The organism is Haloterrigena gelatinilytica (assembly GCF_013342145.1).
GTDB classification, from domain to species: Archaea; Halobacteriota; Halobacteria; order Halobacteriales; family Natrialbaceae; genus Haloterrigena; species Haloterrigena gelatinilytica.
Map to the genome: position 1 here is coordinate 3,307,844 of NZ_JABUQZ010000001.1, position 14,732 is coordinate 3,322,575.

The 14,732-nt window shown below is 66.9% G+C and carries 14 protein-coding genes; 9 read left to right on the top strand and 5 right to left on the bottom strand.

Going from position 1 to position 14,732, the window contains the following annotated elements; translation table 11 throughout:
• Positions 1-76: 76 nt before the first annotated feature.
• Positions 77-2,404 (bottom strand): nitric-oxide reductase large subunit, encoded by a 2,328-nt coding sequence (locus tag HTZ84_RS16465; protein ID WP_174681666.1) that lies wholly within the window; start codon positions 2,402-2,404, stop codon positions 77-79.
• Positions 2,405-2,665: 261 nt separating this feature from the next.
• On the opposite strand from HTZ84_RS16465, the gene HTZ84_RS16470 reads away from it, so the two are divergent.
• From HTZ84_RS16470 to HTZ84_RS16480, 3 genes are read left to right on the top strand one after another with little or no spacing between them, the layout of a single operon-like run.
• Complete coding sequence (locus HTZ84_RS16470) at positions 2,666-2,995, top strand: DUF5789 family protein (RefSeq protein ID WP_174681667.1); 330 nt, start codon at positions 2,666-2,668, stop codon at positions 2,993-2,995.
• Positions 2,996-3,031: 36 nt separating this feature from the next.
• Positions 3,032-3,688 carry a YciE/YciF ferroxidase family protein gene (locus HTZ84_RS16475; RefSeq protein WP_174681668.1) on the top strand — a complete coding sequence of 219 codons (657 nt, stop codon included), beginning with the start codon at positions 3,032-3,034 and terminating at the stop codon, positions 3,686-3,688.
• The gene (locus tag HTZ84_RS16480) at positions 3,685-4,188 is read left to right on the top strand and encodes a YciE/YciF ferroxidase family protein (RefSeq protein ID WP_174681669.1); all 504 of its coding nucleotides are present in this window, start codon (positions 3,685-3,687) and stop codon (positions 4,186-4,188) included. The genes HTZ84_RS16475 and HTZ84_RS16480 overlap by 4 nt, the downstream gene beginning before the upstream one ends.
• Before the next feature lie 24 nt (positions 4,189-4,212).
• Here HTZ84_RS16480 and HTZ84_RS16485 read toward each other — a convergent pair whose 3' ends face one another.
• Complete coding sequence (locus HTZ84_RS16485; RefSeq protein WP_174681670.1) at positions 4,213-4,767, bottom strand: cupin domain-containing protein; 555 nt, start codon at positions 4,765-4,767, stop codon at positions 4,213-4,215.
• Between HTZ84_RS16485 and HTZ84_RS16490 the strand changes: the two genes are divergently transcribed.
• Positions 4,739-5,062 (top strand): hypothetical protein, encoded by a 324-nt coding sequence (locus HTZ84_RS16490; protein ID WP_174681671.1) that lies wholly within the window; start codon positions 4,739-4,741, stop codon positions 5,060-5,062. The two genes, HTZ84_RS16485 and HTZ84_RS16490, sit on opposite strands and share 29 nt — an antisense overlap.
• A 29-nt stretch (positions 5,063-5,091) precedes the next feature.
• Positions 5,092-6,189: a glutamate-cysteine ligase family protein gene (locus HTZ84_RS16495; protein WP_174681672.1), complete on the top strand. Its 1,098-nt coding sequence runs from the start codon at positions 5,092-5,094 to the stop codon at positions 6,187-6,189.
• A gap of 446 nt (positions 6,190-6,635) precedes the next feature.
• Here the strand turns inward: HTZ84_RS16495 and HTZ84_RS16500 are convergent, their stop codons facing one another.
• Positions 6,636-7,196 carry a DUF6789 family protein gene (locus HTZ84_RS16500; protein ID WP_174681673.1) on the bottom strand — a complete coding sequence of 187 codons (561 nt, stop codon included), beginning with the start codon at positions 7,194-7,196 and terminating at the stop codon, positions 6,636-6,638.
• 141 nt (positions 7,197-7,337) lie between these two features.
• On the opposite strand from HTZ84_RS16500, the gene HTZ84_RS16505 reads away from it, so the two are divergent.
• From HTZ84_RS16505 to HTZ84_RS16520, 4 genes are all read left to right on the top strand, one after another.
• Positions 7,338-8,147: a hypothetical protein gene (locus tag HTZ84_RS16505; protein ID WP_174681674.1), complete on the top strand. Its 810-nt coding sequence runs from the start codon at positions 7,338-7,340 to the stop codon at positions 8,145-8,147.
• Between the two features lie 22 nt (positions 8,148-8,169).
• Positions 8,170-9,144 (top strand): Gfo/Idh/MocA family protein, encoded by a 975-nt coding sequence (locus tag HTZ84_RS16510; protein ID WP_174681675.1) that lies wholly within the window; start codon positions 8,170-8,172, stop codon positions 9,142-9,144.
• 75 nt (positions 9,145-9,219) lie between these two features.
• Positions 9,220-10,122 carry an ATP-dependent sacrificial sulfur transferase LarE gene (gene larE / locus HTZ84_RS16515; RefSeq protein WP_174681676.1) on the top strand — a complete coding sequence of 301 codons (903 nt, stop codon included), beginning with the start codon at positions 9,220-9,222 and terminating at the stop codon, positions 10,120-10,122.
• A gap of 252 nt (positions 10,123-10,374) precedes the next feature.
• Entirely contained in the window at positions 10,375-10,731 is a 357-nt protein-coding gene (locus HTZ84_RS16520) for a hypothetical protein (protein ID WP_174682609.1), read from the top strand.
• Between the two features lie 110 nt (positions 10,732-10,841).
• Here HTZ84_RS16520 and HTZ84_RS16525 read toward each other — a convergent pair whose 3' ends face one another.
• Together HTZ84_RS16525 and HTZ84_RS16530 are read right to left on the bottom strand one after the other, a co-directional pair.
• Positions 10,842-12,485 carry an NAD-binding protein gene (locus tag HTZ84_RS16525; RefSeq protein ID WP_174682610.1) on the bottom strand — a complete coding sequence of 548 codons (1,644 nt, stop codon included), beginning with the start codon at positions 12,483-12,485 and terminating at the stop codon, positions 10,842-10,844.
• A 96-nt stretch (positions 12,486-12,581) separates the two neighbouring features.
• A complete protein-coding gene (locus HTZ84_RS16530) occupies positions 12,582-14,351 on the bottom strand; it encodes a nitrite/sulfite reductase (protein ID WP_174681677.1) in 1,770 nt (589 codons plus the stop codon).
• Positions 14,352-14,732: the final 381 nt, after the last annotated feature.

A 14,732-nucleotide genomic window follows, 5' to 3' on the forward strand; every position in this document is an offset into this window, starting at 1 on the left:
TAGCAGTATCGGCCCTCCGAGAACGCCCCGTCGGGTAATCGGTGGTCGCCGGAACGCAAGAGATGTCGACCGGGACTCAGTCGTCGTCGCTGGCCGGATCGACGGGATCGACGGCGTCGTCGCCGAAGATCCGGTCGGCGATGACGTGGCTGCGGGTCTCCTCGGCGGTCGGCTTCCGCTGGAAGAGGAGCTTCACGACGACGTCCCAGGCGAAGACGATCGCGCCGGCGATCAGGAGGGTGTCACCGGGCATGCGCAGCCAGAACAGCGTCTGGACGAGCCCGCCGTCGTAGAACTCGAGGCTGCGCGAGGCCGCGTAGCCCTCCGTGAAGGCGACCTCGAGCTGGAGGAAGCCGACGGGGAGCAGCGAGAGGAACAGCATCAGCGCCAGCCCGGCGTTGCACAGCCAGAACGACCAGCGCAGCCGCCGGTCGGACCAGCGTGCGTCGCGGGTGGTCACCCGGAGGATGTAGACGGCCATCCCCATCGCGAGGAAGCCGAAGGCGCCGAACATCGCGCCGTGGGCGTGGGCGACCGTGAGGTAGGTCCCGCTCTCGAAGTAGCTGATCACCGGCAGGTTGATGAAGAAGCCGATGACGCCGGCCCCGAAGAAGTTCCAGACGGACGAGGCGACGATGAAGTAGAACGCCATCCGGTAGGGGAAGTCCGTCCCGGCGGCGTCCATCGCGCGGTACTGTCCCAGCGCCTCGTAGAGGATGAAGAGGAGCGGGATGAACTCGAGCGTCGAGAAGACGCTGCCGATCGGCAGCCAGACCTCGGGGAGGCCGGCCCACCAGTAGTGGTGGGAGACGCCGATGATGCCGCTGCCCATGACCAGCGCGGCCTGGAAGATGACGGCCTTCTCGGCCGATTTCTTCGAGAGGAGGTTCATCGAGACCAGCGTCAGGGCGATGACGACGAGGATGAAGAACTCGAAGACGCCCTCGACCCACATGTGGACGACCCACCAGCGCCAGAACTCCGTGATGACGAAGTTCGTCTTCGGCGTGTAGAGGAAGCCGGCCGTGAACAGCAGGCCGATCGAGCCGCCCGCGTAGACGATCATGTGGGCGAGCCCGTAGCGGGGCTCGCGATCGAGCAAGGGCTTGAAGCCACGCGCAACGAGCGCGGTCCAGCCGAGGAAACCGACCAGCAGGCCGGCCTGCCAGACGCGACCGATCTCCAAGTACTCCAGGCCCTCGTTACCCAGCAGCCACCACAGCTGTCCGTCGAAGACGTTGTTGACGCCGAGCCAGATGCCGGCGAGGCCGCCGACGGCGACGACCAGTAACGCGGCGATCAGGCCCTTGATGTACAGCGCCTGCTTGCGCGGCTCGCGGCCCGTCAGCAGCGGCGCGAGGAAGAGGCCGGCGCCGAGCCACATCGTGGCGATCCAGAGGATCCCCAGGTCGACGTGCCACGTGCGAGCGATCGTCCACGGGAGCCACTCGAGGATGTCGACGCCGAGGACCTCGTGGAGCCCGAAGAAGTCGTCGCGCTCGACGTAGTAGTGGGCGAGCAGTCCGCCCATGAACGTCTGGAGGACGAACAGCAGCGCGCCGATGAGGACGAATCTGGTGCTCAGCAGCTGGCTCGGGGTGAGATCGATCTCCTTCGGGTGGGGGATCGAGACGCCCGCGGCCTCCGGTTCGGGGAGTTCGACGGCCTGGTAGAGCCAGATGGCGACCCCGGCGCCGGCGATCAGTAACACCATCGCGATGACGCTCCAGGTCATCACCGCGCCGCCGGCGTCGTTACCCGCGGCCGGCGAGTACGGGAAGTCGTTCGTAAAGGAGACGTCCGAACCGGGCCGATCGGTGTGGGAGATCCAGGCGGTCCACAGCGCGAAGTCGGCGAACCGCTCGGCCTCCTCTTCGGTCGGGATCAGTCCGTCCTGAATCCCGCGCTCGCGGTCGCCCTCGTGGTACGTCTCGACGTAGTCCTGGCGCACCTGCTCGTGGGCGTACGCTTCCGCGGCGGAGTACTCGACCCGCTCGCCGTCGGCGTACTCGCTCGACTGCAGCTCCTCCCGGACCTGCGCGTCGATCGCGGCCCGTTCGGACGACTCGAGGTCCTCGTAGGCCGTGTCGTGCTCTTCTTGCGCGTAGTAGTCGCGCATGTGCTCGGTCTTCAACTCGAGGGCGTCGGCGGTGTAGTCGACGTCGTAGTAACTACCGCGACCGAGCATCGAGCCCTGGTTCATCAACCCGTTCTCCTGGAAGACCATCTTCCCGGACTGGACGTCGTCGCTGGTCGCGACGGTCTCGCCGTCCGGGCCGACGATCGTCTCCGGTATCTCGGGTTCGTTCTCGTAGGAGAGCCACGCCCCGCCGCCCATCACGACGAGGTTCGCGACGAAGATCACCGCGAGGAACGTGGCCAGTTGCTTTCTGGAGACGTGCATGACAAGCGGTGATCGAACCGCCACACCCTCAAGTAGCGCTGCAATTCCTACGGAGTGGAAAAACGTGCGAACCGGTTCGGGCGGGGAGTCAAGGGGAAACCGGTCGAGGGGCTTGCGCGCCGAACTCGAGCGCCGAACGGACGCCGAACGCGGCCGTCTGCGCGAACCGCCCGACGCCGCGAGGCTCGAGCGCGCCGCGCGCGAGGGAGTCGTCGACTGCAGGCTGTAGCTCTTTGCCGCCCATGCCGGTAGGAGTGCCCGATGAGCCACATCGACGACAGCGCCGACGAGGTCAGATCGCTCGAGATCGGGGCCGTGAGCCGGCTGTTCGAGGAGACGACGTTCCCGATGACGACCGAGGAAGTTCTGACGGAGTTCGCCGACGTCGAGATCGCCTACCCGCGCCGGTCGGAGCCGCTCCGGGTGATCCTCGAGACCTCGGGTCACGAGACCTACGAGAGCGCCGACGAACTCGAGTTGGCGATCCTAAACGGCGTCCGGCGCGACGCGGTCGGGCGGCCCCGGTACAGCGACCGCGGGGACAGCCCCCACGATACCGACGAACAGCTGCGGATGCAGCAGTCGTTCTGACGGCCCGACGACGCGAGCGAGAGCCACCGAGAACCCATGAGTACCACAGCGACCACAGCACGCGACGCACTGACGGCCCAACTCGAACGACTGTACGCCATCGAACGGGAGCTGCAATCGGCCCTCGAGACGCTGTCGACCGACGTCTCGATCGACACGCTCGACGAGATACGCGCCCTGGAGTGTCGCGAGCAGCTCCAGTACGTCATCGACCAGCACCGCGAGGAGACCGAGACGCACGTCGACCGGATCGAACGCGCCTTCGACGCCCTCGGCGCCGAACCGAAGACGCGCCCCGTGCCGGCCCTCGACGGCCTGCTCGCCGACAAGGAGGCGTTCAACAACGTCGTCCTGAACGACGGGCTCCGACCGCTGTTCTACATCCAGACGACGCTCCAGCTCGAGGCCGTCGAGTGTACGGCCTACGAGACGACGATGGCGCTGGCCGGCGCGCTCGAGGACGGCGAGGAGGGCGACGAGACGACCGGTGCCGGCGATGCCGTCGTCGACGCGCTCGAACACAACTACGACGACGAGCGGCGGATGCGGACGGACCTCGAGGAGCTCGCCGACGGCGAGGCCGTCGAGACCCTGCTGGCCGCGAGTCCGATCGACGACGCGCCCCGAGAATCGCTCGATCGATCCCGGCGGGAGCGATCGCACCCGGACCGACACGGAGCGACCGATCCATGAACGTCGAAACGCTCGAGGACCTGTTCGGCCTGCAGCTCCAGCACGCCTACTACGCCGAACGGGCGCACGTCGAACTGCTCTCGGAGATGGCCGACGCGGCGCCGACCGACGACCTCCGCGAGGTACTCGCCGACCACCGCGCGGAGACCGACGCCCAGGTCGACCGGCTCGAGGACGTCTTCGCGGCGCTCGGTCGACACCCGCGGGCGAGTCGAACGCGGTCGATCGACGGGCTGGTCGAGTCGTGGCACGAGCACCGATCGGGGTCGGACGGCGATCCCGCGGTCCCGAGCGCCCTCGAGATCGCGCTCACGGGCGAACGGCTCGAGATCCGCGCCTACGAATCGCTGCTGACCCTCGCCGGTCGGCTGGCCTACGCCGACGACGTCGTCGAGCCGCTCGAGACGACGTTGGCCGAGGAACGGGCGGCGGTCGAGGCGCTCGAGGAGGTCGAAACGGAGGAATCGATTCTGAAAACCCTCGCGCTCGAGGAGGGATAAGGAGCGGTCGCCTCGACGCGAGCGCTACTCGGTGCTGAACCGATCGTAGCGGGCCCGATAGCCCGCCAGCCGACCGGCGGGAGCGGTCGCCGTCGCGAGCGCCCGCTGGAGCGCGAGCGGAACGCGCGCGAGGGCGAACTCGTCGCGGTAGGCGTCGGCGATCACGGCGAGTTGCAGCGGCCCCGGCAGCCCCCAGCCGTTGGTCTTCCCCTCTCGAGCGAGCCCGAACAGCGTCTCGAAGAGCCGGTTGGACTCGAGTGCGGGCCGCAGTTCGATAGTCGTGCGAACCGGCTCGTCGCCGTCGTTCCAGATCGTGTGGTCGGAGCCGGGCGGCACCGCGAAGCGAGTCCCCGGCGTCGCCGTCCACTCGTCGCCCCCGATGCGAACGCCGAGTCGGCCGGCTTCGACCGCGATCCGTTCCCGCTGGCCGGGGTGGACGTGATCGACCTTGCCGACGGCGAACCCGTCGGGCTCGAGCGCGTACTCGAATCGCAGCCCCGCTTCCGTTCGCTCTCGAAACGCGATCCGTTCGCCGGTGACCGGGTTCGAGATGGCGGCCGTCGTCGATAGCGAAGTCACGGTCGGGCTTCGTCGGTGCGAGGGAAAGCGCTTATCGACGGCCGGCGGAGTGTCAGCGCCGCCGATACGAACGCGCGTGCCGATGCTGTACGGCACGGACGTCGAGCTAGAAGCGCGGCAGGCGGCTGCAGGCACCGTCACTTCAACGAATCGCGTGATAGGGACCGTATCGAATCGCGACGGCGGCGTCGGTACGGACGCCGACGAACGCGCCGTCGCCGAACCGACCGGCGACACGGCGGCGGAAACCGCCTCGTCGGCCCACCCGACGGGGCGCCGACAGCGACCGCTGTGACGCACCGACGGCCGAACTCCCTCCTGAGTATGAACACGAGCATCGAAGTCGAGTACTGGGTCGTCGACGCGGACGGCGAACTCACCGAACCGGGCGCGCTCGCGGCGGTCTCCGAGCGAACCGAACGGGAGTTCGTCGAGCCGCTGTTCGAGTTGAAGACGCCCCCCTGCGAGACGATCGACGAACTGCGGGCGACCTTCGCCGAGCAACTCGAGGACGTCCTCTCGACGGCGGCGGCCGAGGAGAAGCGACTCGTCCCGCTGGGGACGCCGATCAACTGCGGCGCGATCGACCGCCGGCCCGGCGAACGCGGGCGCATCCAGAAGGCGGTCCTCGGCGAGGACTTCGCCTACGCGAAGTACTGCGCCGGGACCCACATCCACGTCGAGAAGCGCAACGTCACCGATCAGCTCAACACGTTAATAGCCCTTGACGCGGCGCTCGCGCTGGTCAACTCCTCGCCGTACCTCGACGGCGAGCGGGTGGCCAACAGCGCCCGCGCCCACTGCTACCGGAAGAAGTGCTACGGCGGCCTCCCGAAACACGGCCAGCTCTGGCACTACGTCGACACCGTCGGCGAGTGGCACCGCCGGCTCGAGGATCGCTACGAGGAGTTCAAGCGGGCCGCCCTCGAGGAGGGGATCGACGAGGCGGCGATCGAGGACAACTTCTCGACCGACGACGTCGTCTGGACGCCGATCAGGTTGCGCGACCAGATGCCGACCGTCGAGTGGCGCTCGCCCGACGCGGCGCTGCCGAGCCAGCTCCTCCGGCTGGCCGACGACCTCGAGACCGTGATGGAACGCGTTCACCACACGAACGTCGAGGTCGAGTCCGTGAGCGACAGCCGCCACGCCGGCCACGTCACCGACGACGGCATCAGGCTCCCCACGTTCGAGACCGCCTGTACCTTCGCCGAATCGGCGATCGACGACGGCCTCGAGTCGGCCGACGTCGTCGGCTACCTCGACCGGATGGGGTTCGCCGTCGACGACTACCACCCCATCTCCACGCGGATCGACGGCCGCCAGTACGTGACGCGAGGCGACGCGCGGGACCTCCGCCTGGAGTACGCGAACCGGCTCGAGGAGGACGTCGACGAACTGGTCGAGACGGTGGGCGTCTGACGCTCCTCGGCGCCAAGAGAGTGGAGCGAAAATTGGTTTAGTAGCGGATAAGAACTACGCATCGAAGAAATTGATTCAGAATTCGTTGGAGGAGAAATCTTATTCCTCGAATCAGCCAAAAATAAATCATGGCGGCTAACACGACAGATTCGGACGATAGTTTGTTTGTCCGACTCCAGTGGGGTGTGAAAATCGGACTTACACTGCTTATTTTCGTGTACGGTGTGGTGATATTGTCCGACACTATCGAGGACCCCATCCCATCAAACGTATGGGCAGTCGTGTGGTTCGCGGTGGCTGGCTACCTGCTTGTGCGTGCGGTACGCCTGAGTAGGCAGTCATGAGACACTCGCACACGTAGTTACCAAACTGCCTGTTTCAGGCATGGGTATGAATAAAGAAATCGCGCTACTATCCACTGATACCGATCCACGACAGGACTGATCTCAGTTTCCGTCGTCGTACTCGTACTCGGCTTCGGGATCCTCGACGCCCTCGGTCCGGGAGCCGACCCAGGCGCCGAGCGAGAGCCCGTAGACGAGGTGACCCGCGTGGAACAGCGCGAGCTCGTCGGCCTCGAGTCGGATGTCCAGCAACTCCTTCAGCATGAACTGCGAGCCGAACGCCGAGAGGACCATCCCGTAGATCGAGCCCCAGACGAGCCCGCGTTGCTCGGGTTCGATCGATCGTTCGGCGTCCTGAAGGGCGAACAGGCCGCCGAAGATCGCCCCCGCCTGAATCCCGTAGACGAAGTGGAGGACGAGCCCCATGAACGTGTGCTCCTCGGGGTCGTCGCCGGTGACGTACTGCGCCCAGAAGTTCGCCGACGGCGGCAGCGACCGCAGGATCGGCAGCCGGAACGCCGTCATGATGATCGTCGCGACGAACCCGGCCTGAATCCCGCGGAGGACGGCACCGGCGAGGTGCTCCTGTCGCGAGTGTCTGTCGGTGGCCTCCGTGTCCCCTTCGGTCTCGGCGATCGATCGCAGGCGGTCGGATACGGACATCGTATGTCCGCGTGTCTACCACGAACGGCTCCTTAACCGCCCGGCGTGCAGTGGACGGCCCGGGGGCCGTTAGAACGCGGACGACTGTCGCCCGCATCGGTAGGAATTTATCTGTCTAAAGTAATTTGAACGCTAACACGTATGCGATCGCTCGACGGCCCGTCGATCGCGACCAGCGCCTACGTCGGGCTGGTCGGCTACGTCGCCGGCGCGGCCGTCGGAATCGACGGGACGGGATTACTCGCCGGCTGCGGACTCGCCTGGCTACTCGTCGCGCTCGCCCTCGGACGGCGACCGGACCTGTGGGTCGCGCTGGGACAGCGGCGACTGCTCGCCGTCCCGACGGTCGTTCCCATGGCTGCGGCGGCGGTGCTCGTCCTCGAGGACGAATTCGTCACCGGCGTCGACGTTTCGCTGTCGGTGTTGTTCTCGCTGCTCGGGTTCATAGTAGTCGGCTTCGCGATCTGGCTCCTCGGAACCAGGGCCTACGCCGACCGGGCGGCAGGCGAACTGCGCGCGTACTGGATCGCAGAACCGGATCCGGGCCGACGACGGCAGATCCGTCGCTGGAGTCTGCTGCTCGGTCTCGGAACCGTCGCCGCGTTCGTCGGTGTGCTCTACGGTGCCCCCTCGTTTCTCTTGAGTGGGCTGCTCGCGGCGCTGATCACGATGCTGATCAACGGCCGACGATCGCGGGAGTACGAGGCCTGCGAAAACGGCCTCAAATACGCCGATATCGGTACGGTGAGTGTCCAGTATCTCCCGTGGGAGCGGTTCGACGGACTCCGCGAGACCGACGAAGCGATCGTCCTCGAGCGTCGCTGGTGGCCTGACGAACGGATGGCCGCCGACGAGGTACCGCCGGACGCTCGCGAGACGATGCGGGCGGCCGTCGATTCGTCGACGAACCGATACGGAAACCGCGATCGCTGCCAATGCGGGGATATTTGAGACCGGTCCGGCAACGTGGCGTATGGATTTCGGCGTACTCAGTACGGCCGGCATCGCCCGAAAAGCGTTTCTCCCCGCCATCGAGGTCACCGACCACGAGGTCACGGCCGTCGCCTCCCGCGACGGCGACCGCGCGCGGGGGTTCGCGGACGACCACGGGATCGACGAGTCCTACGAGGGCTACGAGGATCTCATCGCCGACGCGGACATCGACGCCGTCTACGTCCCGCTCCCGAACGGCCTGCACGGCCGGTGGACGAAGCGCGCGGCCGACGCCGGCCTCGACGTCCTCTGCGAGAAACCGCTGACGGTCGACGCCGAGGAGGCCCGCGAGGTCGTCGACCACTGCGCGGACCGCGGCGTGACCCTGATGGAGGGGTTCATGTACCTGTATCACCCGCGGACCGAGCGGGCGATCGAACTGGCTCGAGACGAACTCGAGGACGTCCGCTCCGTGACGGCCGCGTTCAAGTTCCCGCTGTTCGACCGCCCGGACGACGTGCGGCTCTCGTCCGATCTCGACGGCGGGAGCCTGATGGACGTCGGCTGTTACCCGGTCTCGCTGGTTCGGCAGCTCCTCGGCGAACCCGAACGCGCCTACGCGCACGCGGACGATTCCCGCGGGGCCGGCGTGGACACGGAACTGGCCGGGATCTTGGAGTTCGACGACGGCTCGTCCGCGCGCGTCGCGTCCGGGTTCGACACGCAGAAAGTGCAGCGCTACCGCGTCGAGGCGGCAAACGGGTGGCTCGAGGTCCGCGACGCCTTCGACGCGCCGACTGACGAGCCCCTGGAACTCGAGTACCGGATCGACGGTCGCCACGCCGTCGAGACGTTCGGTGCGATCGACCAGTACAGCCTCGAGATCGAGGAATTCGCCTCGAGCGTCGCCGACGGCCGGTCGCCGCGGACCGACGGCGAGGAAGCGATCGCGAACATGCGCGTCATCGACGCGCTGGCCGAGAGCGCCGAACTGGGTCGCCCGGTCGACGTCTGATCGCGGCCGCGCTCCGAGCGTCGGGGCCGAGCCGACGACAACGCGCTTTTGCCCCTCGGGTGCGAACCACGGGCCATGACAACGCTCGAGGCGAAACTCGAGGCCGCGCGCGAGGACCTCGCTGACCGCGACGGCGTGCTGGTCGCGTTCTCCGGCGGGGTCGACTCGAGCGTCGTGGCCGCGCTCGCCCACGACGCGCTCGGGGAGGACGCAGTCGCCTGCACCGCCAAAAGCGAGACGCTCCCCGAGGCGGAACTCGAGGACGCCAAGCGAGTCGCCGACGAGATCGGGGTCCGCCACGAGGTCGTCGCCTTCTCCGAACTCGAGAGCGACGACTTCGTCGAGAACGACGGCGACCGCTGCTATCACTGCCGGACGATGCGGCTGGGCGAGATGCTCGAGACGGCCCGCGAGTTCGGGATCGAAACGGTCTGCGACGGCACGAACGCCGACGATCCGGGCGCGGGGCACCGCCCCGGACTGCAGGCCGTCGAGGAACTCGAGGTCCACTCGCCGCTGCTGGCCCACGACATCACCAAGGCGGAGGTACGCGAGATCGCCGACCGCTACGGCCTTTCGGTCGCCGACAAACCGTCGATGGCCTGCCTCTCCTCCCGGATTCCGACGGGCCTCGAGGTCACGGAGGAACGGCTCACCCGCGTCGAGCGCGCCGAGGCCCTGCTTCGCCAGTGGGGGTTCGACCAGTTCCGCGTCCGCGACCACGACGGGCTGGCCCGGATCGAGGTCGCGCCCGACGAACTCGAGCGGGCGCTGACCCGCGAGTTCGCGGAGACGGTCCGCGAGGAGCTGTCGGAGCTGGGGTTCGACCACGTCACGCTCGACCTCCACGGCTATCGGACGGGCAGCGTCAGTCCCGAGAGCGAGACGGAGCCCGAGACCGACGGAACCCGCGACGGCGACGAACCGCTCGTCGAGGACGTCTTCGCCGGGGACTCGCGCTCCCGGAGCGACGACTGACGACCGACGGCGGTTTGGGACGTGCTATCGGCTGTCAAATGCTGTCCGTTCTCGCACTCGAGTGCAGTTCCGTCCCGAGTTCCGGAGTTAATTTCGATAGTATCCGTATTACGGAGACATTATTGCACGCGCTTTCAGAATATAATCATATTTGGCGCATCGAACCCATCATTAGTTCGGTTTGTGAACTAACGTCCGGGAATATTGCTCATTTCGATACGGACGTAGCACTCGGGTCGGTATCGTTGGATGATGGACGCCGACGTGCCGTCTGCGTGGAACACGGAAGAGAGTCGGACCTATTCCCCGGTCGACACCGATCGGGAAATGCAGTATCGGACGTACCGCCACGAATCAGGCGACCTGCGGCTGAAGGTCGCCCCGGCGTCGCTCGACGGGAAGGATCATCCCGGATACGCGCTGACCGCGACGAGCTACCCCGGACTCGACCTCTCGGAGACGATCCGCGTCCGGACCGTCCTCACGTTCGACCGCTGCAACAGCATCGCTCGCGACTTCATGGACCTCTTCTCGGCCAACTACGACGGCCCCGGATCGCTCGAGGACGCGCTCGACTACGCCTACGAGCGGACGCGAGAGCACCGCTGAGTTCGCAGCGAGTTCGACGAGAGCGAGGCGCGAGGCGCCTCGGAAGAACCGAGCGGCGGAGAGCCGTAACGGTATCCTGACACGGGATCGTGCGGGTCCCGCCCCGGCCGTCACGCGATCTCCCGCTCGAACGTTCGAATCGTCTCGTCCGTTCCCGCCACGACGACCGTATCCGCCGCCTCGATGGGAGTCGTCGCATCCGTTCGGAACGCCCCGTCGCGTTCGACGCCGACGATCACCCACTCGTCCGCGGCTTCCTCGTTGGCCGCCTCGAGCGTCCGTCCGGCGAAGGGCGCCGCGTCCGTGCGAACCAGTCGCAGTTGCCCGATCGGTGAGACCACGTCCTCCCCGTGGACCTCGCGGGCGAGCAACCGCGCAGTGGTCTGCTGGATCGACAGCACGTAGTCGGCGCCGGCGCCGAACGCGGTCGCCACGTTGCCGTCGTCGGACACCCGCGCGAGGATCTCGAGGTCGTCGGTGAGCGAGCGGGCCAGCGCGATCGCCAGCAGCGCCGTCGCGTCGTCGTCGACGGTGACGATCAGGGCGGTCGCCTCGTCGAGCCCCGCCGCCTCGAGCGTCTCGGGTTCGCCGATATCGCCGACGATATCGACTCCCTCGCGGTCCTCGCGATCGATCGCGGTGATCGAGACGTCGTCCGAGAGCGTGTCGACCACGGCGTTTCCCCCTTCACCGGCGCCCGCGACGACCACGTTCGTGTGCTCGCGCGTCGATCGAACGCCCGAGAGTTCGCCCCGCAGGTCGTCGAGCACGTCGCCGGGGCCGGCGACGACCAGCACCGTGTTCGGCGCGAGCCGGTCGGTCGGCGACGGTGGGAGTCGGAGGCCGCCGTCGAACCAGCCCGCGACCAGCGTGAGTTCGGGGTGATCGGCGAACTGCGAGTCGCGGATCTCGATACCGTGAAGCGGGCTCTCGCGTCGAACCAGGAGCTCCCTGATCTCGATATTCTCGCCGAACGACGTATCCTCGGAGATCGTCACGGACGTGGCGGCTTTCCGGGCGAGGCGTTCCCCGATGAGCACCGGCGGCGAGACCGGTCGGTCGACGCCGATCCGCTCGAGCGCGTCGGTTCGGCGCGCCGACTCCGTCAGGCTCACTACGCGGAGGTCCTCGTTCAGGTCCAGCGCGGTCAGCGCGACGCTCGCGTTCCGGTCGCCGGCGTCGGTGATCAGCAGCGACGCGTCCCGAACCGACGCCCGCTCGAGCGCGTCGGCGTCCTCGGGGTCGCCGTGAATCACCTGGTAGCCGGCGTCCGAGAGCCGCTCGGCCTCCTCCCGATCGGAGTCGATGAGGACGTACTCGATCCCGACCCCCTCGAGTTCCTCGAGTAAGACCTCGCTGTCCCGACGGTACTCGCCGATGACGACGTGGTCGTCCTTCGGCGTCAGTCGGTCGGCGAGCGAGACCGGCGTCCGTTTGAACAGCGGAATGACGAGCACCCGCAGCGTGAAGAACGCGATGCCGATCCCGGAGAGTTGCATGAGAACCACGAGCCCGTTCATCCACGGCGTCGCCCACGGCGAGTCGGCGCCGTAACCGGTCGTGGTCATCGTCTCGACGACCGTCTGGAACGAGCGGAAGATCGAGTGGTCCTCGCCCTCGAGCGTGCGCATCCCCGTATTGTAAGCGATCGTGAAGAACAGAATGACGCCACCCAGACCGAGGACGTAGTAGATGAGCAGTCGCTGACGACGCGTCAGGTCACTGACCGAGCGGACGTCCCGGAAGTCGCGCAGATCCCTCACGGGCGGATGTCGCTAGTCAGATGCCCAGACGCAAAACGAACAGAATTGCTATCGAAAGGGTGCAGCGATCACACCGCGTGAACGCAGTCAGTCGTCGGAGGGTGCCACGGACTCCTCGCCGGCGGCGGCCGCCGCGGACTCGCTCTCGGCGAAGGGGTACCAGGACTGCTTGGCGTCGCCCATGTACGGGGCCTCGAAGTCGGTCTCCTCGGGTTCGCAGAACTCGACGAGCTGTTCCTCGCCCGTCGCCTCGATCCACTCGCGGAACGTCTGGCCCTCGCTGCGATGAGCGGCGTAGGCCTCGAGCAGGTTCCGGATCGCGCCGGGGGCCTCGTCGGCCGGGACGCGCTGCTGGATCCAGTCGATGAAGGAGGGGTCCTCGCCGACGCCGCCGCCGACGCCGATGTCGAAGGCCTCGACCATCTCGCCGTTCTTGCGCGCGCGCATGCCCTGCAGGCCGATGTCGGCGGTCATCGCCTGGCCGCAGTCGGCCGTACAGCCGGAGTAGTGCATCTTGATCTTGCCGACGTCGTCGGGCAGGTCGACGTTCTCGTTGAACCAGCGCAGCATGTGGGCCATCCGCCCCTTCGTCTCGGTCAGCGCGATCGAGCAGAACTCGGTGCCGGTACAGGCCATCGCCCCGCGCTCGAACGGGCTCGGCTCGGCGGGGTACTCCTCGAGGATCGGTTCCGCGAGCAGCCCCTCGAGGTCCTCGTCGGCGACGTCGACGATAACGGGGTTCTGGCGGCGGGTCAGCCGGACCTCGCCGGAGCCGTACTCGTCGGCCAGGTCGGCGAGTTCGATGGCGTCCTCGGCCGGGAGCCGGCCGACGGGGACGCTCAGGCCGACGTAATTCCGGCCGTCCTTCTGGTCGCCGACGCCGACGTGGTCGTGTTGGCCCTCCTCGACGGGGCGGCCGGCGTTGTAGGTGTACTCCTCGCGGAAGTCCTCGCCCGCGCGGAGCATCTCGAAGTCGACGTACTCCTCCTGGAGCGTCTCGCGGATCTTCGCCATCCCCCAGTTCTCGGCGAAGAACCGGGCGCGGTTCTTCGAGCGGTTCTGGCGGTCGCCGTAGTCGTGGTAGAGTTCGACGAAGCCGCGGCCGACCTCGTAGGCGTTCTCGGGGCGAACGAAGACGTCGAGCGGCGTCGCGGCGCGGGGCTGGCGACCGCCGAGCCCGCCGCCGATGCGGACGTTGAACCCGCGGACCTCCTCGCCGTCAACCTCCTTGGTCGCCGGCTCGAACCCGATGTCGTTGATCGAGTCCTGGGCGCAGCCGACCGTACAGCCCGACGCGCTGATGTTGAACTTCCGGGGCATGTTCGCCAGCGCGTCGTCCTTGCGCAGGTCCTCCTCGAAGCGCTCGAGCAGGGGACCGGCTTCGACGAACTCCTCGGCCTTGCCGTGGAGCGGACAGCCGGAGATGTTGCGCATCGTGTCGCCGCCCGCCGAGCGGGAGTGGACGCCGACGGCTTCGAGTTGCTCCCAGATCTCGGGAACGTCCTCGAGTTTGAGCCAGTGGAGCTGGACGGACTGGCGTGTCGTCAGGTCGATCCAGCCGTTCCCGAACTCGGGGTTGGCGACGGGACCCTTCGCGTACTCTTTCGCGACTTCGCCGATACGGCGCAACTGACCCGGCTCCAGGATGCCGCTGGCGTTGGTCAGCCGCATCATGAAGTACTCCTCCTGTCCGGAGCGCTGCTGGAAGACGCCCCAGAACTTGAACCGGGTGGTCCACGTGTCGACTTCGTCATCCGGGATGGCCTCGAAGCCGCCGTTCTCGGCGAAGCGCTCGATGTGTTCTCGTACTTCGTCGCCGTAGCAGTCTTCCTTCTGTTCTTCTTTCTTATGCGCCATCGGCGACCACCCCGATCGGACGATCGGAACTGAATACGCGAATTTCCTCTCCAAACATGATGTAATTCACGTTTTTACGTCACGGCTCTAAACCATATAACAGTAATCGTTTACATACTAGTATTTTTCTCCCCATTCCAGCGTCGAACGTAGCATCTCCAATCGGATATGATGTGTATTAGGACGTATATTCGACTCGAGGGACGTGGCAATTGGCCGATTCGAAACGGCGAGTCGGACTCGGAACCGGGTGGGAGTCAGCGGCGAGCGCCGATCGGTGCGCGACCGGTACCTCCGTCGCGCGCGATAGAATTACGATTCGTCGGGGCCGGGAATGGTCCGTTTGTACGGCGTATGCAGCCTCGAGCGGACGAACGGTCG